Annotated in this window: 19 protein-coding genes; 3 read left to right on the top strand and 16 right to left on the bottom strand. The window is 64.9% G+C overall.

Going from position 1 to position 22,796, the window contains the following annotated elements; genetic code table 11:
* Positions 1–100: 100 nt before the first annotated feature.
* The 11 genes from BN3789_RS08880 to BN3789_RS08925 form a co-directional block, all read right to left on the bottom strand.
* On the bottom strand, positions 101–1,117 hold the full coding sequence (locus tag BN3789_RS08880) for a toxic anion resistance protein (protein WP_079989228.1): 1,017 nt from the start codon (positions 1,115–1,117) through the stop codon (positions 101–103).
* 94 nt (positions 1,118–1,211) lie between these two features.
* Positions 1,212–1,358 carry a hypothetical protein gene (locus BN3789_RS12790; protein WP_154018723.1) on the bottom strand — a complete coding sequence of 49 codons (147 nt, stop codon included), beginning with the start codon at positions 1,356–1,358 and terminating at the stop codon, positions 1,212–1,214.
* 48 nt (positions 1,359–1,406) lie between these two features.
* Entirely contained in the window at positions 1,407–2,501 is a 1,095-nt protein-coding gene (locus BN3789_RS08885; protein ID WP_147569648.1) for a hypothetical protein, read from the bottom strand.
* On the bottom strand, positions 2,498–3,187 hold the full coding sequence (locus BN3789_RS08890; RefSeq protein ID WP_066833235.1) for a hypothetical protein: 690 nt from the start codon (positions 3,185–3,187) through the stop codon (positions 2,498–2,500). Before BN3789_RS08890 ends, BN3789_RS08885 begins: the two co-directional genes overlap by 4 nt.
* A 10-nt stretch (positions 3,188–3,197) precedes the next feature.
* Positions 3,198–4,943: a VWA domain-containing protein gene (locus BN3789_RS08895; protein WP_066833237.1), complete on the bottom strand. Its 1,746-nt coding sequence runs from the start codon at positions 4,941–4,943 to the stop codon at positions 3,198–3,200.
* A gap of 155 nt (positions 4,944–5,098) precedes the next feature.
* Positions 5,099–5,785, bottom strand: coding sequence for a copper homeostasis protein CutC (locus tag BN3789_RS08900; protein ID WP_324608435.1), 687 nt, complete (start codon positions 5,783–5,785; stop codon positions 5,099–5,101).
* Between the two features lie 282 nt (positions 5,786–6,067).
* A complete protein-coding gene (locus BN3789_RS08905) occupies positions 6,068–6,769 on the bottom strand; it encodes an ABC transporter ATP-binding protein (RefSeq protein WP_066833242.1) in 702 nt (233 codons plus the stop codon).
* On the bottom strand, positions 6,769–7,644 hold the full coding sequence (locus BN3789_RS08910; protein WP_066833244.1) for an ABC transporter ATP-binding protein: 876 nt from the start codon (positions 7,642–7,644) through the stop codon (positions 6,769–6,771). The genes BN3789_RS08905 and BN3789_RS08910 overlap by 1 nt, the downstream gene beginning before the upstream one ends.
* On the bottom strand, positions 7,637–8,725 hold the full coding sequence (locus tag BN3789_RS08915) for a branched-chain amino acid ABC transporter permease (protein ID WP_066833247.1): 1,089 nt from the start codon (positions 8,723–8,725) through the stop codon (positions 7,637–7,639). The genes BN3789_RS08910 and BN3789_RS08915 overlap by 8 nt, the downstream gene beginning before the upstream one ends.
* Before the next feature lie 8 nt (positions 8,726–8,733).
* Positions 8,734–9,615: a branched-chain amino acid ABC transporter permease gene (locus tag BN3789_RS08920; protein ID WP_066833249.1), complete on the bottom strand. Its 882-nt coding sequence runs from the start codon at positions 9,613–9,615 to the stop codon at positions 8,734–8,736.
* A gap of 90 nt (positions 9,616–9,705) precedes the next feature.
* The gene (locus BN3789_RS08925; protein ID WP_229254300.1) at positions 9,706–10,965 is read right to left on the bottom strand and encodes an ABC transporter substrate-binding protein; all 1,260 of its coding nucleotides are present in this window, start codon (positions 10,963–10,965) and stop codon (positions 9,706–9,708) included.
* Positions 10,966–11,333: 368 nt separating this feature from the next.
* Here BN3789_RS08925 and BN3789_RS08930 point away from each other — a divergent pair, with 368 nt between their 5' ends.
* Positions 11,334–12,671 (top strand): homoserine dehydrogenase, encoded by a 1,338-nt coding sequence (locus tag BN3789_RS08930; protein ID WP_066833252.1) that lies wholly within the window; start codon positions 11,334–11,336, stop codon positions 12,669–12,671.
* 295 nt (positions 12,672–12,966) lie between these two features.
* Positions 12,967–13,347 (top strand): hypothetical protein, encoded by a 381-nt coding sequence (locus BN3789_RS08935; protein ID WP_066833255.1) that lies wholly within the window; start codon positions 12,967–12,969, stop codon positions 13,345–13,347.
* A gap of 24 nt (positions 13,348–13,371) precedes the next feature.
* Here the strand turns inward: BN3789_RS08935 and BN3789_RS08940 are convergent, their stop codons facing one another.
* The 5 genes from BN3789_RS08940 to BN3789_RS12795 form a co-directional block, all read right to left on the bottom strand.
* Entirely contained in the window at positions 13,372–13,767 is a 396-nt protein-coding gene (locus tag BN3789_RS08940) for a metallopeptidase family protein (RefSeq protein ID WP_222704302.1), read from the bottom strand.
* The gene (locus BN3789_RS08945; protein ID WP_066833258.1) at positions 13,767–14,591 is read right to left on the bottom strand and encodes an alpha/beta hydrolase; all 825 of its coding nucleotides are present in this window, start codon (positions 14,589–14,591) and stop codon (positions 13,767–13,769) included. Before BN3789_RS08945 ends, BN3789_RS08940 begins: the two co-directional genes overlap by 1 nt.
* Before the next feature lie 63 nt (positions 14,592–14,654).
* Positions 14,655–15,011 (bottom strand): hypothetical protein, encoded by a 357-nt coding sequence (locus BN3789_RS08950; RefSeq protein WP_066833260.1) that lies wholly within the window; start codon positions 15,009–15,011, stop codon positions 14,655–14,657.
* Between the two features lie 65 nt (positions 15,012–15,076).
* Complete coding sequence (locus BN3789_RS08955) at positions 15,077–18,094, bottom strand: LuxR C-terminal-related transcriptional regulator (protein ID WP_066833262.1); 3,018 nt, start codon at positions 18,092–18,094, stop codon at positions 15,077–15,079.
* Positions 18,091–18,321, bottom strand: coding sequence for a hypothetical protein (locus BN3789_RS12795; RefSeq protein WP_161938999.1), 231 nt, complete (start codon positions 18,319–18,321; stop codon positions 18,091–18,093). Before BN3789_RS12795 ends, BN3789_RS08955 begins: the two co-directional genes overlap by 4 nt.
* Before the next feature lie 205 nt (positions 18,322–18,526).
* Here BN3789_RS12795 and BN3789_RS08965 point away from each other — a divergent pair, with 205 nt between their 5' ends.
* Complete coding sequence (locus tag BN3789_RS08965; RefSeq protein ID WP_066833266.1) at positions 18,527–22,270, top strand: phosphoribosylformylglycinamidine synthase; 3,744 nt, start codon at positions 18,527–18,529, stop codon at positions 22,268–22,270.
* Positions 22,271–22,796 lie beyond the last annotated feature (526 nt).

Below are 22,796 nucleotides of genomic sequence, written 5' to 3' on the forward strand. Positions count from 1 at the left end.
GTATTCGCCAAGCAACCGCCCCTGTGCAACAGCGTAGAAAGGGCACCTGCACTGGGTGGCATGGCAGTGAGGCAAAGGGATTGTCGCCCCGGCCGCTTGATTACTGGCCGGCGGCCTCGAGCAGGGCGGTCTTCAGGTCGGACTCGATCTGGCGCATACGGCCCGCGGCGTCCTCGCGGGCGGCGCGGCCCTCCTGCTGGATCTTGATCGTCTCGTTCAAGGTGTCGATCAGGCGCTTGTTGACCTCCTCGAGCGTCTCGATATCCACGCTGCCGCGCTGCGTGGCGCGCTCGGCGTCGACCGCGCCCTGCTGCAGCGCCTCGGCGTTGGCACGCAGCAGCTTGTTCGTAGTGTCATCCACATGGTTCTGCAGGTCGAGTGCGGCGCGCTGGTTGGCCAGGCCGAGCGCGATCACCATCTGGGACTTCCAGAGCGGAATCGTGGTCGAGATGGTCGTGTCGATCTTGTCCGAGATGCTCTTGTCGGCGTTCTGCAGCAGCTTGATCTGCGGCGCCATCTGCAGGCTCACGATGCTCACACGGTCCAGATCGTCCAGACGCTTGTCGAACCGGTCGAGCTTGTCCTTGAAGTCCTTCAGCACCTGCGCGCCCATGGCGTCGCCGGTGGATGCCGCCTCGGCCTCGAGCGCGGGGAGCTGCTCGGCGCGGAGATCCGCCAGCGCCTGGCGGCCGGCGGCGATATAGACCTTAAGCGAGCGGTACTGGTCGACATTGCGCTGGTACATGGTGTCGTACATGGCGATATCGGCGATCATCTGCGCCTGTGCGCGCTCGAGCTTCTCCACCACCTCGTCGACCTGCGGGGCCACCTTCTGGTAGGTCCGGCGCAGCTTGTCGATACCCACCACGACCTTGCCGATGATGGGGATCTGCTTCACGCCGGAAAGCTCGGCGCTCTCCACGTCGACCAGAAGCTCGCGCAGCAGCGCCCCGGCCTCGCCCGTAGCCTTGTTCGACGTCTTGGCGAGCACGTTGTCGGCGAAATCCGACATGGACCGCTGGGCGTCGCGCGCATAGGTGCTCTCGATGCCGCTCTTAGTGAAGTCGATCGTGGCGGCGAGCTCGCGGGCGCGCTGCTGGTCGGCAGGCGAGAGCACGACCGAGGGGGGTTGCCCTCCTGCCCGGCGGCCAGAATCTCGGCGGTCGTGGGCGAGGTCGTCTCTCCGTCCTCGTCCGCCCAGCCGCTGTCTCTTATACACATCTAGATGTGTATAAGAGACAGGCCGGCGGCGGGCCCGCACGCGCGGCCCCCTGCGAGGCCGCGATATCGGCCAAGCTGACCCTCTTTGCCGGCACAGCCTGCGCCTCGACGGGCATGACCTCGTTATTCGTATCCATAGCACTCCCCTTTCGCGAGAGGTTCTCCAGCGTATCGAAGCGGGCGCGTCACGACCCGCTGACCACCTCGATCAGGCGCTGCATGGCCGCGGGCGCGGGAAGCTCGACCGCCGCGGGCACGCGCTCGGCAATGCCTGTCACCTCAAAGCGCTCGGCGCCGTCGGTGCCGAGCTGGGACGCGCCGCGAAAACCGTGCCGTTCCCAGGCGAGCTTCTGCACCTCGTCGCTCATCAGAAACTCGCTGAGCTGCTCGCCCGCCTCGTCGAGCGCCATCAGCACGTGCGTCGACCAGACCGTAGGCGTGGTGTAGGCCACCACGAGCGTATCGGCCACCTGCTCGAACAGGTCCGGCTCGTTCACGGACAGGTCGAGCACCTGGCTCTCGTAGCCCACCATCATGGGTTTGGACCCCTCGCCCAGCGTGAGGAACTGGCGAAACGAGTCCTCTGAGCTCGTCTCCATCCAGCCGGATTTGGAGAAGACCTTGCGGATGGACTCCGCGTCGCGCTCGACGGTCTCCACCGTGGCGGGCTGCCCGCCGGCAAGCGAGTTGGCGATCAACGCCGCCCATTCGTTACCCGAGTTGGACTCGGCCGGATCGGTGCTGTCGATGCGGAACTGCCCATAGCCTGCGGCGTAGCCGAGGTCGACCCATGTCTTGTCGGCGAGCATGGCGGAAACCGCCGCGTCGACATCAAGCGTGTAGATGTCGCCGTCTTTGGCCATGATGCCGGAGCCCACCAGCGCGTCGGCAACGTCGCGATAGGTGTAGATCACGATGGGCGAGTTGAGCACGATCTGCTCAGAGACGGGCTCGATCCCCCGCTCGTGGCCGTACTCGACCGCCGCCTGCGACGAGGGGAGCAGATAGCTCATGCCCTCGATCGAAGCGTCCATCATGGCGAGCGAGCCCGCCTTGCGGTAGTCGATATCGAGCCCCGCAGCAGCTGCGAGCTCGGTAAACTGCGCGTCCTCAAACAGCGAGACCTTCTCGCCACCGAGGTATCCCGAAACCGTCGTGGGCTCCGCCACGGGCTCCGGTGCGGGCTGGGCCTGGCGCATGACGAACACACCGCCGATGATCGCCACCGCGGCGAGCACGCAGACCAGGCCGACGATCTTGCCCTTGGACCCCTTCATCATCTCTCCCCTCTGCCGGCACGCGCGGCCCCGGCAGCCGTATCGGTATCGCCTTTCACGTCGGCGCCGTCTGGTGCAGCCGGCTCGTCCGGGCGGTAGCCATCCATCTCCATCAGGCGTTTGATGGCCTCCGAGCTCGCCTCGAGATCGGCCGCCTTGGCGCCGGTCGCCCGCGCGAGCTCGCCTTGCGCCGCGCCCTGCAGCGCGCAGAGCGCCTCGATCGCGTCTTCGCGCGCACCGTGCACGAGCTCGGGCGTGGCCAGGCGCTCGACGCTCAGGTACCCGTCGAGCATGCGCACGCACTGCTCGCCGTAGGTAGACAGGAAGTGCGCGAGCCTACGGTAGGTCGCCGGCTGCTCCTCCACGCAGGCGATAAGCGCCTGGATATCGTGCTGCAGATCCTCGGTTTCGCGTCCGACCTGCGCATCGCAGATCTTGGCGCGACGCCGGCCGATCTGGCGATCGAGCTCGCGCGCCGCGTCGATGCGCTCCGTGGCGGCCTCGCCGTCGGGCAGCATGCTTGCCACCACGCCGCCGAGCTTGCGCTCGGGCTTCAGCAGTTGGCCCACGCCGACATAGAGCAGCGCGGCCGCGGCCAGACCGGCCACGATGCCGACCACGCCGCCCACCGCGACGATGCACGCCGCACCCGCGACAACACCCAGAAACGCCCCCAGTACGTACCCCACGGCCGCGTCCCTAGTTGTAGCCCTTGACCTGGCGGAACACATCGGCCAGGTCGCCCTCGCGCCCGTCGAACGTCCGCCCGTTGGTGAGCGTCGTCAGCTCGTCGAGCTGGGTGGGATCCGCTTCGCCGAACATGATGGAGAAGATCGGCACGTCAACGCCCGCCTGCTCGTAGGCGGACACGAACTCGTCGCGCGCGTATGTGTCCGACTGACCGTCGGTCATGAGCACAATCGCCACTGTGTAGCCACCGTCGGCCACAGCCTGGCGCGCCAGGTCGAGCGCAGTCGAGAGGCCCGAGTACATGTCGGTGCCGCCGATCGCCTCACGCGAGCGCGCGTAGTCGAGCAGCGCCGCCGTATCGGACCCGTTGGCGGTAATCGGGCTATCGACCACATGGGTGAACGGGATGAGCACGTTGACGTCGCCCTCGTTGGGCTGGATGAGCGCCTCGGCGGCAAGCGTCGGGTCGAGTGCCTGCTCAAGACCGGCGACGACCCCCTCCTTACCCGTGCCGAGCATCGAGCCGGAATAGTCGACCACCCACAGCGTGTAGGAGGGCTTCTTCAGGCCGGTCTGGTAGAGCGTGAGCGCCTGCGAGATCACCTCGCCCGCAGGCAGCGGGATGGACTTCAGCACACTCGCGTCCGGCACGATGCCCCATGCGGGGTTGAAGGCCGCCGCGACCTCGTCGTCGTCCGCGTGGACCACCTTGCCGCCCAAGCCGCAGCGCCTGCCCACGCGCTCGAGCTCGAGGGTCGCCGTGTCGTCGGCCAGCGCCTGCTGGATTGCGGAAAACGCCGCTTCGACCTGCTCGCCCTGCCCGTGTTCGACATAGGCGAGCGGACTGTCGGACACCGCGATGCCGTCGGCCGGGTACACCACGACCATCGGCTCGTGCCCGGCCTCCTTAAGCTCGCGATTCGCCTGTGACACGAGCGATTCGTAATTGACCATGGCCTGATGCGTGTCCGGATCGGCCACGACCATCTCCTTCAGCCAGTCGGAGGAGCCCGACGAGCGGTCCACGCCCGAAAGCAGGCTCGCAACCTGCCCGGTGAGCTGCCCGTTGGCGAGGTCCTCAGCGGTCAGCGGGCCGTCGGTTCCCGACAGCGCCGTCAAAAACGCTAGGTAGGCCGACGCGCCGCTGTTGGACTGCGTGGCCGATGTCATGGCAAAGGTGAGCTTGCCCTCCTGCACGGCGGCCAGAATCTCGGCGGTCGTGGGCGAGGTCGTCTCTCCGTCCTCGTCCGCCCAGCCGAGCTCGATCGCCTTCGATTTCGCGATGCCGAACACCACCGGCGTGGTCGAGGTCGACTGCGCGTCGCGCACGATATGGTGCGTGTCGCCCATGGTGATCCACATGGAGGACGCCGGCCACACCGCGTCGTAATCCTCGCCGCCCGCCTCGAGCACATCCATGATGTCGAGCGAGCCCATGTAGTGCATCTCGAGCGCCACGCCGGTCTTGCCGACCGCGTACTCGATGGCCCGCGCGGCCTCTTTGTTCTCCGATCCGGACGCGACCCGGATGCGCGTCTTCGCCGACCCATCGGCCGGTTCGAACAGCTGCACGGTGCCCGAGGTCTGCACGTCCACGTCGGCCACGTCGGCTTCCACCTCGTGCGTGGCCTCCTGCTCCGCAGCCTCGGAACCGCTCGTATCCGGCGCGCCCGAGCACCCGGTCAAAAGCCCCAGCGCCAGACAGAAGACGAACATGCAGGCAATGGCGACAATGCGCGATACGGACCGCTTCATACGAGACCTCCGAACGTTGTGGTCAGGCCATCGTATCAAACGCACATCAGGGCAATGTAAGCCGGCGTGACCGTAAGGCAGAGAAATAGTCACCCCGGGGCAGTCGGTTAGCCGCCCCGGGGTGACCCTTCCTCTGTCTTGCCGTCACGCCTCAGCTAGCGGATGTTGACGATCTTGGTTCCATGGGCCTCGGGCGCGCCGATACCGGAGACAACCTCGTCCACGTTCTCGTAGGTGATACCGGCACCCGGCAGGATGATGAGGCGGCCGGCTGCATACTCGGTGAGCTTGCGCAGGCGGTCGATGTTGCCCATGATGGGGGTTCCGGCCACGCCGCCGTGGGTGAGGATGCGCGTGACGCCGAGCTCGGCCAGCGTGTCGATGGCGGGCTTTTGCGCCTCAGGCGGCAGCGCGTCGAAGGCCATGTGGAACGTCACGTCGAGATCGTCGAGATCGAAGGCGTCGGCAGCGCTGGCAGCCACCGTCATGAGGCGCGCGCAGGCCTCCTCGTCCAGCCGGTAGCCGCCCTCCTCGTCACCAAGCAGGCAGCCGAACACGATGCCGTCCGCCTCGGCTTCGCAGGCCGAGAAGATGTCGGTCTCCATCATGGCGAGCTCGACGTCGCTGTACACGAAATCGCCGCCGCGCGGGCGGATCATGCACATGACGCGCGCGCCGTTCTCATGCGCATAGGCCACCGTCTGCTCCACGACGCCGAGCGAGGGCGTGGTCCCTCCCACCGCGAGATTGTCGCACAGCTCGATGCGGCGCGCGCCCGCCTCGATGGCGGCCGGCACGTCCGTGAAGTTCTCGGCGCAGAACTCGCGCAGGATGTCGCTCATTAGATCCCCTTTCATGGGCACGGCAAACGTGAACGCGGCGCGTCAGCGCGAATCGTCCGAATGGTCGGCAACCCAGCAAATCGCCCATGCGATCGTCAAGAACAGCCAGTACGGAACATCCATAGCGCCTCGCCCGCCTCTCCCCCACAGTGTACCCCCAGCGGACGCGAACAGAAACCCACCCGGGAAACATCGAGCGGCCTCCCTCGCCGCGAAAAAAGGCGAGGCCCCATCCGAGGCCCCGCCCGCCTTGCGCATATGAAACCCGGAACGACCGCGCGATCAGCCGCCGAGGTACGCCTTGCGCACGTCGTCGTTGTGCAAAAGCTCCTGACCGGTACCGGAAAGCATCACCTTGCCGGTCTCCATCACATAACCGCGCGTGGCGATCGAGAGCGCCGCCTGGGCGTTCTGCTCGACGAGCAGGATCGTGGTGCCCGCCTCGTGTAGCGCCTGGATGATCTCGAAGATCTGCTCAACGAGGATGGGCGCGAGTCCCATCGACGGCTCGTCGAGCATGAGCAGCTTGGGGTTGGCCATGAGCGCGCGACCCATGGCGAGCATCTGCTGCTCGCCGCCCGACAGCGTGCCGGCAATCTGGCGACGACGCTCCTCGAGGCGCGGGAAGTGCTCGTACACGCGCTCGAGGTTGCCGGCGATGGTATCGCGCGGCTGCGTGTAGGCGCCCATGTCGAGGTTCTCCTCGACCGTCATCTGCTGGAAGATACGACGGCCTTCGGGCACGTGCACCAAGCCGTGCTCCACGATCTTCTCGGCAGACATGTGCATGATGTCTTGGTCCATGAACTTGATGGAGCCCGAACGCGAGCGCAGCAGGCCCGAGAGGGTCTTCAACGTCGTGGACTTGCCGGCGCCGTTCGCACCGATAAGTGCCACGATCTCGCCGTCGTTGACCTCGAAGGAGACGTTCTTGATGGCGTGGATCGCCCCATACCACACGTTGATGTTATAGACGGAAAGCACTACGCCTCCACCTCCTTCTGCTTGCCCAGATAGGCCTCGATGACGGCGTCGTTCTGCTGAATCTCCTCGGGCGTGCCCTTGGCGATGATCTTGCCGAAGTTGAGCACGCAGATGCCCTCGCAGATGTTCATAACGAGGTTCATGTCGTGCTCGATGAGCATGATGGCGATCTGGAACTGGTCGCGAATCTTGACGATGTTCTCCATGAGCTCAGCCGTCTCGGACGGGTTCATGCCGGCAGCCGGCTCGTCGAGCAGCAGCAGCTTGGGGTTCGTGGCCAAGGCGCGCACGATCTCCAAACGACGCTGGGCGCCATAGGGCAGGCTTCCCGCCTCATGGTCGGCCAGACCCGCCATGTCGAAGATGTCGAGCAGCTCGAGCGCGCGCTCGTGGTAGTACTTTTCGCTCTTCCAGTGGTGCGGCAGACGCAGGATGGAAGTCGCCATGCCGCAGTGGTGCTGGTTGTGCAGGCCCACCGCGACGTTCTCCTCCACCGTCAGCGTGTTGAACAGCCGGATGTTTTGGAACGTGCGCGCCACACCCAGACGGTTCACGCGTGCCGGGTCGAGACCGGCCGTATCGTGGCCGTCGACCATGATGGTGCCGCGCGTGGGCTGGTACACCTTGGTGAGCAGGTTGAACACCGTGGTCTTGCCGGCGCCGTTGGGACCGATGAGACCGCAGATCTCGGTGCGACCGACGGTGATGTTGAAGTCGTCGACCGCCTTCAGGCCGCCAAAGTCGATGCCCAGGTGCAGGCACTCGAGCGCAGGCGCGCGGCCGAGATCGCGCTCGGGCATGATGGAGACGCTCGGCACCGGCACCATCTTGGTGCCCTCGCGGCGCTGCTTGGCGAAATCGGTGAACTTACTCATCTGCCTCACCGCCTTCCGCAGCCGCAACCGGCACCTTGGGCTCACGGCGCAGCTTGGAGCGCACGGCATCGGCCAGACGCTGGTAGATCTTGGTGTTGGGCACGACCATCACGAGGATGAGCACGACCGCGTAGATGAGCATGCGGTAGTTGTTGATGGGGCGCAGGACCTCGGGCAGCACCGTGAGGAACGCGGCCGAGACGATGGAACCGGAGATGTTGCCCATGCCGCCCAGAACCACGTACACCAGGATGAGGATCGACTGGTTGAAGTCGAACTGCGACGGCGTGATGGTCGAATAGTTCATGGCGTACAGAACGCCTGCGGCACCCGCCAGGGCGGAGGCCACGGTGAAGGCCATGAGGCGGTACTTGGTGACGTTGATACCCACGCTCTCCGCGGCGATGCGGTTGTCGCGCACAGCCATGATGGCACGGCCGTCGCGGCTGTGCATGAGGTTGAGCACCACGGCCACGGTGATGAGCACGAGCAGGATGCCCAAGGCGAACGTCGAGATCTTATCGATGCCGACGGCACCCTTGGGGCCGTTGATGAGGATGGTGCCCTGCGTCATGCCGAGCGACGAGCTGTCGGTCATCGAGAAGTGCAGGCCGGCGTCGTCCACGCCGATATAGAAGTTGTTCAGCAGGTTCTTGATGATCTCGCCAAACGCCAGGGTCACGATGGCCAGGTAGTCGCCGCGCAGGCGCATGACGGGGATGCCCACCAAAAAGCCGATGATGCCAGCCGCGACGGCACCGATCACGGCAGCCGCCACGAACAGCAGGATCTCGGACTCGACGCCCATGCGCGTGAGGCAGCCGGCGGCCACGACGCCCGTGAAGGCGCCGACGCTCATGAAGCCCGCATGGCCGAGCGACAGCTCGCCCGACACGCCGACGACGAGGTTCAGCGATACGGCGAGCGACACGTATGCACAGATGGGAACGAGCTGGCCGGACAGCGAGTTGGAAATGAAGCCCATACCGTCGAGCACCGTGACCGCGAAGAACGCAACGATCACGATGGCATAGGTGATGATCGTCGAGCGCGTCTGCGGCTTCAAAGCCTTGATACCCATAGTCTCACCTACACCTTCTCGTTCACGGGCTTGCCGAGCAAGCCGGCCGGACGGATGAGCAGCATGACGATGAGCACCGCGAAGACCACGGCGTCAGCGAGCTGCGTGGAGATGTAGGCGCGGGCCAGGATCTCGATGATGCCCAGCAGCACGCCGCCGAGCGCCGCACCGGGAATGGAGCCGATGCCGCCGAGCACCGCCGCCGTGAAGGCCTTGATGCCGGGCATGGAGCCGGTGGTGGGCATGAGCGTGGGGTACGCGGAGCACATGAGGATACCCGCAATGGCCGCGAGGCCCGAGCCGATGGCGAACACCATCGAGATGGTGGAGTTCACGTTGATGCCCATGAGCTGAGCGGCGTCGCGGTCCTCGGAGCAGGCGCGCATGGCCTTGCCCATCTTGGTCTTCGTGGTGAAGAGCGTGAGCGCGACCATGATGATCACGCACGCGAGGATGGTGATTACCGCGGTGGCGCTGATGGTGAGACGACCGTCAAAGAGCTGCAGCGCAGGCAGGGCGATGATGGACGAGAACGACTTGGGGTCGGAGCCCATGATGATGAGCGCCGCGTTCTGCAGAAAGTAGCTCACGCCGATGGCGGTGATGAGCACGTTCAGCGACGGGGCGTTGCGCAGGGGCTTGTAGGCGAGACGCTCGACCACGATACCGAGCACCGTGCAGCCGACGACCGAGAGCAGAACACCCGCGAGAGCTGGGAGCCCCAGGTAGCTCACGGCGCAAAAGCAGATGTAGGCGCCCACCATGATGACGTCGCCGTGCGCGAAGTTGAGCATCTTGGCGATGCCGTACACCATGGTGTAGCCCAAGGCGATGATGGCGTACACACTGCCCAGGCTCGCGCCGTTGATGATGTTGGCGAGAACTTCCATGGCCCCTCCTTTCTTCCAATTCATAAACCGAAAGCGGAGGCCGCCCTGCGGCAGGCAGCCTCCGCTCAATCCGTACGTATGCGTTAAGCCTTAGGCATCGAGCGGCATGTAGACGCCGTCCTGAATGACCATGCCCATGGGCTGCTTGGAGATCTCGCCGGTATCGGACCAGGTGGCAGCCTCGCCGGCGGTGGTGAGGCCCGTGAACGAGAAGTCACCGGAAGTGAAGACCTCGACGAGCGCGTCGCAGATGTCGGAGTAGTCCGTATCGGGGGTGACACCAGCCTGCTCGAGCGCGCTCTTCAGCGCGTAGATGCAGTCGTAAGCGTCGGCGGCGAACTGATTGGGGGTCTCGCTGGCGACCTCCTCGAACTTGGCGACGAAGTCCTGGGTGGCCTCGTCCTCGGCGGTGGCGACGAACGGGGTCAGCAGCATGCAGCCCTCGGCGAGCGAGGTGTCGAAGCCCTCGACGGTCAGCAGGCCGTCCATGCCGTCGACGCCGAACCACTTGGGCGCATAGCCCATCTGGTTGGCCTGGGTGAGGATCAGCGAGATCGGGGTGTAGTAAATCGGCAGGAACACCAGGTCGGCACCGGCGTTCTTCGCGTCGTTCAGCTGCACGGAGAAGTCGGTCGCGGAGTCATCGGTGAAGGTGGTCTCGGACACGATCTCCAGACCGTCGGCCTCGGCCTCGGCCTTGAAGCTGTTGTAGATGCCGGTGGAGTAGGTGTCGGAGTTGTTGTAGATGATGGCGATCTTGGTGCCAAGCGCCTGCTCGGAGATGTACTGCGCAGAGGCCGCACCCTGGTTGGGGTCGGTGAAGCACATCTGGAAGACGTTCTCCTTGCGCGGCGTGGAGATGTTGCCGTCCGCGTCGGGCTGGCCGCCGATGACGTCGGTCGAGGAGCCGGACGGGGTGATCTGGAACATGTTGTCGGCGTTGGTCTCGGAGGACACGGCCACGCACGGGGTGGTGGTGACGGTGCCCATGAGGATCTGCATGCCCCAGTCCTTGAGGTTGTTGTAGGCGTTGACGGAGCGCTCGGCGTCGTTCTCGTCGTCCTGGAAGTTGAGCTCGAACTGGACGTCGCCGCCCTCGGCGTTGATCTCGTCGACAGCGATCTGGGCGCCGTTCTTCACCGCGTTGCCGTAGATGGCCGCAGCGCCGGTGGTGGGTCCGATGCCGCCGATCTTGAAGGTGGCGCCGGACGCGGAGCCCGACGAGCTGCCGGCGGACGACGAGCTGTCGTCGTTGGAACAACCGGCGAGCACGCCCGCGGCGCTCAGGCCGGCGAGGCCCGCGATCAGGGTCCTACGGCTCATCGACGGATTGAAAATACGGCTCGACATGTGCTTCTCCTCTCACATGAAGCCGGGCCTCATCGGCCCTGCGTTATCCCCTACAGATGCCACGGCGAGCCGAGAGGCCATCTTCCCGAAATCTCGCGTCTCGTGGTTCGGTTTACCTTACTCGTTTTGTGGAAAAAACGTAAGGTGGCTTTTGACAAAACGGCGTGTCCGCGCAGGTGAGTGCTTGCTCGCACTAAAGTCGACCTGCGGTTTTGGTGCCCTTATCATGCAGACCCCCTGTGTTACATCTTGGTTACGCGCGCGCGTACCTAAAAGACATTTGGGCGCCGGGCCGCTCAAATGGGTATGCGGCACGCAACACCGTCGTTAGAATATCAAGGACATCGAATCCGAGCGAAGGAGCACCTATGGACAGCACCGCACGCACCGTAAACGTCGGCCTCATCGGCCTGGGCACCGTGGGCGGCGGCGTTGCCCGCCTCATCGAGCGCCATCGCGACGAGTACCTCAAGGCCTACGGCATCGACCTGCACCTCAAGAAGGCCAGCGCGCTCGAGCCCGGCCGCGCCGCCGAGCTCGGCATCGCGCCGGAGAACTTCACGACCGACTGGCACGACGTCGTCGCCGATCCCGATATCGACATCGTGATCGAGCTCATCGGCGGAGACCACCCCGCCACCGAGATCTTCGAGGCGGCGCTGACCTCCGGCAAGCACATGGTCTCCGCCAACAAGGCGCTGCTCGGCCGCCATGTGGAGCGCCTGGCCAAGCTCGCCGCCGAGCACGGCGTCCAGATCCGCTGCGAGGCCTCGGCGGGCGGCGGCATCCCCATCGTGAACGCGCTCGAGCACGCGCTCGTGGGCAACGAGATCCTGACCGTGGCCGGCATCCTGAACGGCACGACGAACTACATCCTCACGCGCATGGCATCCGAGGGCCTCGACTTCGCCGAGGTGCTCGCCGACGCGCAGCGCCTGGGCTACGCCGAGGCGGACCCCACGGCCGATGTCGACGGCTTCGACGCCGCGAGCAAGGTGGCGATCCTGTCCTCCATCGCCTTCCACACGCGCGTCACGACCGACGACGTGTTCCAGGAGGGCATCCGCAACGTGTCGGCCGCCGACATCGCGCAGGCGAAGAGCCTGGGCTACGTGGTGAAGCTTTTGGGCATCGCCCGCAACACCGCCGACGGAGTCGACGTGCGCGTGCACCCCACGATGATCCCCGCCGACCACATGCTCGCCAGCGTGAGCGGCGCGATGAACGCCGTGTACGTGGTGGGCGACGCCGTGGGCGAGACCATGTTCTACGGCGCCGGCGCGGGCTCGTTCCCCACCGCCTCTGCCGTGGTGGGCGACGTGCTGGCGCTCGCCGACGCCATCTCCCACAACGACAAAGTCCAGGCGGAGATCGAGCCCTACCAGCGCGTGCTGCCGCTGCGCCCCATCGACGAGCTCGAGACCCGCTACTACGTGCGCCTGCTCGTGAAAGACGAGGTGGGCACGCTGGCGCCGGTGGTCGACGCCTTCGCCGCGCACGGCATCTCGATCTCGCAGATCAACCAGCTGCAGGACGGCGACGGCAGCCGCTGCTCGGTCGTGTTCCTGACGCATACGGCGCGCGAGCGCGACATGGCGGCCGCGCGCGCCGCGCTCGAGGCGCTCGACGCGGTGGAGTCCGTCGCGAGCGTCATCCGCATCGAGGACGTCGCCTCCTGGGCCGACGGAGCCGAGAAGAACGACTAGGCAGACGCTGCCCGGCGATTCTCGTTGATTCATGAATAAGCACGTGGGTCAATCAATAGCGACCTGGTGTTTTGATAAAGCAACCCCCTCTTTCGTTCATGAATGAAAGAGGGGGTTGCTTGATGAGAGAGGGTGAGCCGCAAGCTCGATACGCGATGGCGGCGGCGATCCATGCGGTTCGGGCCCTGGGTTCCGTAATCACATCACCATTATGGTACGCATACCAATTCCCGCGCATCAAAAGGAACCTAGAATGGTCTACTACTCTATGGGTCCGCACATCTCAAGGAGCACTATGGCCTGGATTCTCGCCGCCGTCGTCTACGTGCTGGTCGCCGGCGCCTCGGCATTCGCCGTCTTTTCCGGATCGCCGTTCAACCTGGTCACCCTCGCGGCGGCCTGCCTTGCCGCCGGCTTGCGCACGGCGTTCATGATGCACATCTACAAGATGCAGGGTGCGCTTCCCGCACGCCATCACGGGCTGTCGCTCAACGTTCTGGCGGCCGGCGTGTGGATCTACATCGAGACGGCCCTCGCCTGCGTGCTCGCCGTCTACGGCATCGGCCTGATCTGCGCGCACGAGACCACGAGCTCGGCGGCCATCGGCGTCGCCTTCGCCGCGTTCCCGGTGGGCCTCATCCAGCCCTGGAAGGCGCCGAGCGCGACCGAGGGATAAAGAAAGCGAATCGGAGACGGGCGCCTAATAGCCCATCGCCTCGAGAACCGCCTCGTCGTTGCCGAAGAAATGGCCGATCTCGTGGATCACGGTCTTGCGAACCTCGGCGTGGATGGCATCGCGCTCCTCGAAGCACCGCTCATGGGGCCCTTTGAAGATCGTGATCACGTCGGGCACGTCACCTTCGCCGTAATACACGCCGCGCTCGGTCAAGGGAATGCCGTCGTACAGGCCGAGCAGCTCGTCGTCGCACACCTCGGCCAGATCGCTGTCGATCGCGGCGAGCTGGTCGTCGTCCGGCTCGTCGGCAACCGTCACGATCACGTTGTCGAGCGCCTCGAACAGATGGTCGGGGATCTCGTCGAGGGTATCGGCCACGACGCCCTCGAACTCTTCGTCGGTCATGCGATACATCGGCATCAGCCCTCGTCCAGCCACTCGAGCGCCAGGTCGAGCCAGCGCGCCACGTGCGCATCCACGTGCTCCTCGTCGGCACCGGTCTGGTCGGTCGCGAGCGACAGGCCGTGGCGGCCATGGTGGAAGATGTGGCAGTCGACGTCCACGCCCACGCTGGTGAGCGCCTCGACGTACACCAGCGTGTTGGACACCGAGACGAAGCCGTCGTCGGCCGTGTGCCAGATGAACGTGCGCGGCGTGTCCTTCCCCACCAGCATCTGCGCCGCAGCGTATCCGGCGTCGTCGGTCAGCGCCTGCGCGTACACGTCGTCATTTGGCCAGCCGCAGGAGAAGTCGATCACCGGGTACCCCAGGATCTGCGCCGATACGGACAGGTCGCGCCCGAGTCGGCCCATCTCCAGCGCGAACGGCCAATCGTGGGCGACCGAGGCGTACACGGCGGCCAGGTGCCCGCCGGCGGAGAAGCCCGCGAGCACGATACGGTCCTCGTCGATGTCCCACTGCTCGGCGTTCTCGCGCACCTCGAGCACCGCATGCGCCAGGTCGCGCAGCGCATAGGGCAGAAGCGTCTTGTCTTGGGCGGCCTCCGCCGGATCGAGCACGGTGTAGTCGAGCACGAACGCCTGGAACCCGCGCGCCGCGAACGCGAGCGCCACCGGTTCGCCCTCGCGCTCGGAGCACATGTGGTACCCGCCACCCGGGCAGATGATCACCGCTGGGCGCAGCCGGCCCGCCTGGGCGGGGATGTTGTCCTGGAGATAGCAGGTGAGCGTCGCCACCTTGTCGCCGTAGTCCTGACGCGGCAGATCGATGGTCATGAAGCGCATGGGGTTTCCTCTCGTGTTGTCGACAGTCTAAGAATACCCGCTCGCGCCCCGCTCATTCCGAGGCTACTCACCCGTCCACATCACCTGTCCCGCCTCATCGATCAACCCGGTTGCCAGCGCCTCCCAATCACGCTGACGATACGCCTGGACGTGGCGCTCGACAAACTGAGCCGTGATGTCGTCACCTTCGTCATCCAGGACCTGAACGTCCCGTTCGGAAGCCTGCTCGAACACGATCTGCATCATCTCGCGAAACTTCTCGCTCTGAGCAATCTCGCGTGCCAGCTGCTCTTCGGAAACGGCAGGCGGCTCCCACGTCTGCCGCGCGGGCACAAGCACGTCGCGGGCCATGGCGCCGAAACCAATAACGATGGTGACGGCGATAAGAATCCCTATGATCGATTTCGCACGTTTCATCATCTGCCCCCCTTAAGCGAGATCTCCACTCATTTTGCTGCGCAAACACATCTCTATGATGCAAGGGCTCATCGACGACCCTGTTCGACCATGTATAGCAATGCCTCGGCAAGCTGATTTCTAGAATGAACACCCAGCGTGCGATATGCCGATCGAAGCTGGGACTTCACGGTGTTCCTGCTGACAAACCTGTCCGATGCGATGTCGTTTGTCCGAGCTCCACTGGCGTACGATACCGCGACTTCAGCCTCCGCCCAAGAAAGGCCTGCCTGCTGGGCGATCTCGACGAGCGCTACCCGACCCCGCCTCACTAAATCGCTGCGCACGCCCTCTTCTCTCAACAAGGAAACCAATGCCCAGCATCCCATGGGCACCGCAAGCGAGAACAGCGCATACGCCGCATTGCCGGCGCTTCCGGCAAACCATCCGAGAACAAGCGTTGCGAATGGAGAGGCTGCGGCACCTACAAGAAGGGGAATCAGCATCGGAAGCATGACCGCCCGCCCTGCGCCCTGAGGCATACTCTCGAATGCAAGGGCGCCCTGAAGCACGGCTCCCATCATCGCAATGGATATGATTCCCCATCCAAAAGCATCGATGAAGCCGCCTGATGCACCTAAAAGGACGAGCGCGCATGGGACCGCCAACAGGGAAACGAGCGCTGGGCGCGTGCGGAGCAGGCTCGTCTGAGCCAGCCGACCCTGAAGGAGAAGCATGACGATGCGGACCATCAATCCTATGACGCATGCAACGAGCAACGAGCCGATATCCGAGCGAAACGGCACCCCACCCCGGGCAATCGCCAATCCGACGCACCCCTCCCACATCCCACATGCAAGCAAGGCGAACTGCCGAAGCGCATCGATGCGCTTCCATTCCGTGAGACGGCACGGCATCGAACCTGTGGGCGATGCGGTCTTGTCCGCACAGTCAATCCCACCTTGAACGCTGCCAATCCCGCCGCAAGCGATGAGGCGAGCCGCAATCGAGCACATTCCAGACAGGGCGATACACGCGACCGAAACGAACATGTCTGAAGCGCCAAGCGCTCCCGCGATCAGCAGGGCGATAAAGGCAGAAGGGATGGAGGCGATCCAAGCCCAACAAGCATGGCGTGACACAAGCGCATTCGTGCGGATCACAAAGGCGGTGTGGAATCCTATGAGAGCAATCGACACCAGTGCAGCCAGCAGGCTTATCCCCGAGCGCACATGCGATATGTCAAAGAGGTTGCGCACGGCATCTTGCGTATCCAAGGGTCGATCCTCTGGAAGCAGCAATACCCATACCACCAGGCAGAGCAGCAGGCAGCACCCAAAGCATCCCATGAGGCGGAATCGACCAGTACTGTCACCCGTGATAATCTTGCCTCCCGTGCGCTTCGCGGAGACAAAATCCCTACCAAATATCGAGCACGCAATCACGAGAAGCATAAGACCGACCGGCACCTGCTCTGCAATAGCGCGGAAGTAGGAGGCCCCCTGCAGCGAAACTACGCGCGTCGCCGCAGCAAGCCATGAAACCGCCAGCGCTATCACCGCCACAGCGGAAAGGGCTTGCCCAACGCGCGTCGCATTCTCTGGAACCAACGTTTCCCTTGGCGCAACGAGGTTCTTCGCTGCCTCCTTGCACCATTCAGGCGTGCGATCTTCGACGTAAAGCGAAACGGCATCTTGTGGGATGTCTCTCGCCATCTTATCGATCGCCTCGGCCCGGTTCTTCACGCCGAGCTTTACATAGGCGCGCGACGCATAGCTCGCCACGGTCGACTTTGCCAGGCCAAGGCCCCGCGCGATAGCCGCGAGCGATTGTCCGTCACCGATGTAGGACAAAACTCGAGCTTCTCCGGAAGACAGCGCCCAGTTTTCCCTCATCCATTGCGCACGCGGCCCATCAGCGCCCTCGCCATCCGGCCCGGCCGTTCCCTCAACGTGACCAGGATCATCAACGCAGCCATCGGAACGACGACGTAACGCAAGCATTCCTATTGCACACAAGGCCAAAAACACAATTCCGCAGCTCAGGATATCGCGCGTCGTCGCCGCATAGAGCGCGGACGTAAGAAGCATCGCCGCAACTGAATATACGGGAAGCAGTATGAGGGCGCGCGCAACCGCTGGAGCGTCAATCCCGTCAGACTCGTCATGCATGGCAAGCCGCATCATCGCTACCGTCACCAACGAAAGAGCCGCATGAACAAACGCGGCGTCGTGCCCGCCGCAGAATCGCGCCACTTCGATTCCAAACGTCCACACCGCCACACAGCAAAACGTGCGCAGAACCGATGCGCCGTCCACCTCAACGTGCCAATAGCGAGAAAACAGGGTCATCGGCATGACCACCAGCAGCGCTCTGAGAACGATGAAAAGATACGGATGCGACTCTGCTCCCCACGGCATTTGCGCCGTGGCGTTCACCGCATATGCGACCTCACTATATGCAGCGCAAAGCATAAGCAGCGAGAGGCTCCGCAGCATGATATCGGGCACGTGCAGCACATAGCGAATTTGACCGTCAAGCGGCTGAGCGCGCCTCCGTCCCGCACCAATAGAAATCGCTCGGCACGCAAAACCGAATCCGACCACGTAATACGCCGACATTCCGCCAAAGAGGAGGAGGACTGACAGCCCTATGAAAAGGGTGGTCGCCGCAGTCATCAAGAAGCGCGGTCCACGCCCCTTCGCAATTGTCACCACGTCGCAAACCAGCACGCCCAACGTCAGCACGCGCAAGATTCCAGTGACCGCAACCATGTAGCAGGCAGCTGTCAGCGCCGAACCGATATGCGCTGCAGATAGCAGCACATACACAAACAATCGCGTGGCAGAAGCCGAGCCCCACGTCCTCACGCGGTACGAGCGCCACCAAAGCGTGCAGACGAGAAAAGCCGTCAGTCGAACGACAACATGGTAGGCGGGAAAATCAAGGTCGATGCTCCACGCCACAAAACCCGACAGGAAAAGATCCTGACCGGAGAGATTGACAAGCCCCACGCAAACCTGCGCAAGATATCCGACGACGAGGGCGAGATATACCGCATCGGGAACGTTCGACAACTTAGGCGACACTGCCCGAATCGTTCTCATGCTTTCTCCGCCCTTTCCAAAGCGCGCCATGATGGTGACAACATGCCGCCGATCAAACGCTCTATCAATATGGCAAACAGGAGCTCTTCATCTTCTTCATAAGTGTATTGATGTTCCAGCGCGCGTATGCCGTACGGCAAGGGTGAAATGCGGTTTTCCCAGACCTTTGCGAGATCTGCGAGTGGCCGCCGTCCTTGACTATCCGAAATCCCGCCTTGCAGATACATCTGCTCCGGCTCATCCCCGTAAAACGCCGGGCACCGCATGGGCTCTCCGCGCGAATGTCCGTGCGGGCGCACCGTGCCCGCAGCATCTGTCGTATCATGAAAGGGTTATCAAACCGCATGGCTGAAGGTACCGGGCGCCCGCGCGCCATCCGGCATCCGCCGCCCCGCGGAACAAGACCGCATCTGCACAGGAAGGCAGGAATCAATGGTCCAACGCATCTATGTGGAGAAGAAGCCGGGCTTTGACGTCGAGGCCGCGCAGCTCAAATCCGAGCTCGTGGGCATCCTGGGCGTCGCGCGCCTCGAAGGGCTCCGCCTCCTCAACCGCTACGACGTCGAGGGTGCCGACGAGGAGCTGTTCGCGCGCTGCACGCCTGTGGTGTTCTCCGAGCCCCAGGTCGACGTCACCTATGATGAGCTGCCCGAGGTGCCCGGCGCCACCGTGTTCGCGGTGGAGTTCCTTCCCGGCCAATTCGACCAGCGCGCCGACTCCGCAAGCGAGTGCATCCAGCTCATCAGCCAGGGCGAGCGCCCCGTCGTGCGCTCCGCCAAGGTCTACATCCTCACCGGCGAGCTCACCGATGACGACGTCGAGGCCATCAAGCACTACGTGGTGAACCCGGTCGAGGCGCGCATCGCCTCGCTCGATAAGCCCGAGACGCTCACCACCGAGATCCCCGATCCCGAGCCGGTCGAGGTCCTTCACGGCTTCTGCGAGCTCGACGAGGCGGGGCTGTCCGCGATGATCTCCGACCTGGGCCTTGCCATGGACGAGGCGGACATCGCGTTTTGCCAGGAGTACTTCCGCGGCGAGCATCGCGACCCCACCATCACCGAGATCCGCGTGATCGACACTTACTGGTCCGACCACTGCCGCCACACCACCTTCGGCACCGTGCTCGACGAGGTGAAGATCGACGACGCGGTGGTGCAGGCCGCCTTCGACCGCTACATGGAGATCCGCCATGAGCTCGGCCGCGACGAGAAGCCGGTGTGCCTCATGGACATGGGCACCATCGGCGCCAAGTACCTGAAGAAGACCGGCCAGCTCAAGAACCTCGACGAATCCGAAGAGATCAACGCCTGCACGGTCAAGGTGACCGTCGACGTGGACGGCGAGGACCAGGACTGGCTGTTCCTGTTCAAGAACGAGACCCACAACCACCCGACCGAGATTGAGCCGTTCGGCGGCGCGGCGACCTGCATCGGCGGCGCCATCCGCGACCCGCTCTCCGGCCGCAGCTACGTCTACCAGGCCATGCGCGTCACCGGCGCCGCAGACCCCACCGTCCCGGTGTCCGAGACGCTCGCCGGCAAGCTGCCGCAGCGCAAGCTCGTGACCACCGCCGCCGCGGGCTATTCGTCCTACGGCAACCAGATCGGTCTGGCAACCGGCCAGGTCTCCGAGCTCTATCACCCCGGCTACGTGGCCAAACGCATGGAGATCGGCGCCGTCGTGGGCGCCACGCCCGCCGACCACGTGCGCCGCGAGTGCCCCGCGCCCGGCGACAAGATCATCCTGCTCGGCGGCCGCACCGGCCGTGACGGCATCGGCGGCGCCACCGGCTCGTCCAAGGCGCACAACGTCGAGTCCATCGAGAAGGACGGCGCCGAGGTCCAGAAGGGCAACGCCCCGATGGAGCGCAAGCTGCAGCGCCTGTTCCGCCGCGGCGACGCGTGCCGCCTCATCAAGCGCTGCAACGACTTCGGCGCGGGCGGCGTGTCTGTCGCCGTGGGCGAGCTTGCCGACGGCCTGTACATCGACCTGGACCAGGTGACCAAGAAGTACGAGGGCCTGGACGGCACCGAGCTTGCCATCTCCGAGAGCCAGGAGCGCATGGCCGTGGCCGTGGCCGAGGACGACGTCGACGAGTTCATGGGCTATGCCGCCGAGGAGAACCTCGAGGCCAACGTCATCGCCGAGGTCACCCATGAGCCGCGCGTCCGAATGGCGTGGCAGGGCGTGGCCATCGTCGACCTCACCCGTGAGTTCCTCGCCTCCAACGGCGCCCCCAAGCACCAGGCCGCACATGTCGGCGCCCGCTCCGTGTGGCAGCCGGCCTGGGGCGGCGAGACGCTGTCCGAACGCATGAGGAACCTGGTCGGAGACCTCAACGTGTGCTCCAACAAGGGCCTCTCCGAGCGCTTCGACTCCACCATCGGCGCGGCGACCGTGCTCATGCCCTTCGGCGGGCGCACGCAGCTCACGCCGGCCGAGGCCATGGTCGCCAAGTTCCCCGTGGACGGCGAGACCACCACGGCGTCCGCCATGGCATGGGGCTTCAACCCCTTCCTGATGGAAGCCGACCAGTTCGCCGGCGCGTACCTGTCGGTCGTCGAGTCCGTCTCCAAGCTCGTGGCCGCGGGCTTTGCGCACGAGGACGCCTACCTCACGTTCCAGGAGTATTTCGAGCGCCTGCGCACCGAGCCCGAGCGCTGGGGCAAGCCCGTCGCGGCGGTGCTCGGCGCCCTCATGGCGCAGGTCGACCTCGGCATCGGCGCCATCGGCGGCAAGGACTCCATGTCCGGCTCGTTCGAGGACCTCGACGTGCCGCCCACGCTCGTCTCGTTCGCCGTGGCCGTGGGTGAGGCCTCCGGCGCCGTGTCACCCGAGTTCAAGGGCATCACGCACCGCGTGGTGCGCATCGCCCCGTCCGTCTACGGCGAGGACTGGCGCCCCGACGCCGCCCAGCTGCTCGACACGTTCAAGCTCGTCGAGAAGCTCGCCGACGCGGGCTGTGCGCTCGCCATCTCCACGCCGGGCTACGGCGGCAGCGCCGAGGCGCTGTTCAAGATGTGCCTCGGCAACCAGATCGGCCTGGAGCTCGCCGAGGACGTCGACATCGACAGCCTGTTCGAGCCGATGTACGGCAGCTTCATCGTCGAGCTTTCCGACGACGCCGACGAGGTGCTCGCCGGCGCGCCCGACGACCTCGTGATCGAGCCTATCGGCACCACGGTCGAGGCGTACGTGCTCGACACCGCCGACGAAACCATCGACCTCGCTGAGCTGCAGGAGGTCTGGGAGAGCGCCATCGAGGGCGTGTTCCCCTACCGCACGCCTGCCGACGAGGCCTCGCAGCTTCCCACAGTGGAGCCTGTCACCTTCAGGGCTTCCGCGCCGCATGTGTACACAGGCGAGAAGTTCGCACGCCCGCGCGTGATCATCCCCGTGTTCCCGGGCAACAACTGCGAGTACGACACCGCGCGCGCCTTCCGCGCTGCCGGCGCGGTGGCCGACACGTTCGTCATCAACAACCTCACGCCCGAGGCGGTCGCCGATAGCACGCGCGAGCTGGCGCGCCGCATCCGCGAGAGCCAGATCGTCATGATCCCGGGCGGCTTCTCCGGCGGCGACGAGCCCGACGGCTCCGCCAAGTTCATCACGGCGTTCTTCCGCGCGCCTGAGGTAACCGAGGCGGTGCGCGAGCTGCTGCAGAGCCGCGACGGCCTGATGCTCGGCATCTGCAACGGCTTCCAGGCGCTCGTGAAGCTGGGGCTCGTGCCCTACGGCGACATCGTCGACGCCACGCCGGATGCGCCCACACTGACGTTCAACACCATCGGCCGTCACCAGAGCCGCCTGGTGCGCACGCGCGTGGCGAGCAACCTGTCGCCCTGGCTGTCCGCCTGCACGCCCGGCGACGTCTACACCGTCGCCATCTCCCACGGCGAGGGCCGCTTCGTCGCCAACGACGAGGTGCTCGCCAAGCTCGTGGCGGGCGGCCAGGTCGCCACGCAGTACGTGGGCGAGTCCGGCGTGCCTTCCATGAACCTTGACGTGAACCCGAATGGCTCCGTTGCCGCCATCGAGGGCATCACCTCGCCCGACGGGCGCGTCTTCGGCAAGATGGGCCATGTCGAGCGCCGCGGCGAGGGCCTGTACGCCAACGTCCCGGGCAACAAGTTCATGCCGATCTTCGAGAGCGGCGTGGCGTACTTCGCGTAACGAGGCGCTTCCTGCCGGCAGGGGTGTCGCAGGGGCGTTAGGGCGGTCCGGATGCATCCGGGCCGCCCTCTTTTTTGGCGCGTCGGGCTCGCGACGCCGACCCTGCGCAATGGGTTGGTTGGGGACGGGTTCGTTCCAACCCATATCGGCCCCGGAAGGCGCCCAGAGGTGGCTCCGCCGCCCAGAATTGCTGAAAAATCGACGTTATGAGCGAGTGGGATCCGAGGGCCGATGAATCCGCACCCGCCGCGCGGCCGCGACCTGCGGAAACGCCGGAGCTGATGGCGCCGTTTCCGGCGGGTCCGGAATCAACCCGCTCATAACGTCGATTTTTCAGCGATACTTCCGCCCGAAACCGCCGCTGGGGGCCACGGGCGGCATGCACCCCGCCCTGGGCATCCCGTTGGCGCCGGCCGCCCGCCGGACCGGCTGGGGCGAGACGGATCGAACAGCGTTTCCCAGACTGGGGCCGATGACACAGAGCGGACGGTCTGACACACTAACAGCAATTTGCAGACCCCCTATA

This window comes from Collinsella ihumii (assembly GCF_900046475.1).
Lineage (GTDB): Bacteria > Actinomycetota > Coriobacteriia > Coriobacteriales > Coriobacteriaceae > Collinsella > Collinsella ihumii.

Bases quoted from the DNA above. Each gene is read 5' to 3' on its own strand.
- BN3789_RS12790 (WP_154018723.1), bottom strand. From the start codon at position 1,358: ATGGATACGAATAACGAGGTCATGCCCGTCGAGGCGCAGGCTGTGCCG.
- BN3789_RS08915 (WP_066833247.1), bottom strand. From the start codon at position 8,725: ATGGGTATCAAGGCTTTGAAGCCGCAGACGCGCTCGACGATCATCACC.
- BN3789_RS08945 (WP_066833258.1), bottom strand. From the start codon at position 14,591: ATGCGCTTCATGACCATCGATCTGCCGCGTCAGGACTACGGCGACAAG.
- BN3789_RS08965 (WP_066833266.1), top strand. From the start codon at position 18,527: ATGGTCCAACGCATCTATGTGGAGAAGAAGCCGGGCTTTGACGTCGAG.
- BN3789_RS08955 (WP_066833262.1), bottom strand. From the start codon at position 18,094: ATGAGAACGATTCGGGCAGTGTCGCCTAAGTTGTCGAACGTTCCCGAT.
- BN3789_RS08895 (WP_066833237.1), bottom strand. From the start codon at position 4,943: ATGAAGCGGTCCGTATCGCGCATTGTCGCCATTGCCTGCATGTTCGTC.
- BN3789_RS08940 (WP_222704302.1), bottom strand. From the start codon at position 13,767: ATGCCGATGTATCGCATGACCGACGAAGAGTTCGAGGGCGTCGTGGCC.
- BN3789_RS12795 (WP_161938999.1), bottom strand. From the start codon at position 18,321: ATGTATCTGCAAGGCGGGATTTCGGATAGTCAAGGACGGCGGCCACTC.
- BN3789_RS08925 (WP_229254300.1), bottom strand. From the start codon at position 10,965: ATGTCGAGCCGTATTTTCAATCCGTCGATGAGCCGTAGGACCCTGATC.
- BN3789_RS08910 (WP_066833244.1), bottom strand. From the start codon at position 7,644: ATGAGTAAGTTCACCGATTTCGCCAAGCAGCGCCGCGAGGGCACCAAG.
- BN3789_RS08920 (WP_066833249.1), bottom strand. From the start codon at position 9,615: ATGGAAGTTCTCGCCAACATCATCAACGGCGCGAGCCTGGGCAGTGTG.
- BN3789_RS08885 (WP_147569648.1), bottom strand. From the start codon at position 2,501: ATGATGAAGGGGTCCAAGGGCAAGATCGTCGGCCTGGTCTGCGTGCTC.
- BN3789_RS08900 (WP_324608435.1), bottom strand. From the start codon at position 5,785: ATGAGCGACATCCTGCGCGAGTTCTGCGCCGAGAACTTCACGGACGTG.
- BN3789_RS08930 (WP_066833252.1), top strand. From the start codon at position 11,334: ATGGACAGCACCGCACGCACCGTAAACGTCGGCCTCATCGGCCTGGGC.
- BN3789_RS08950 (WP_066833260.1), bottom strand. From the start codon at position 15,011: ATGATGAAACGTGCGAAATCGATCATAGGGATTCTTATCGCCGTCACC.
- BN3789_RS08935 (WP_066833255.1), top strand. From the start codon at position 12,967: ATGGCCTGGATTCTCGCCGCCGTCGTCTACGTGCTGGTCGCCGGCGCC.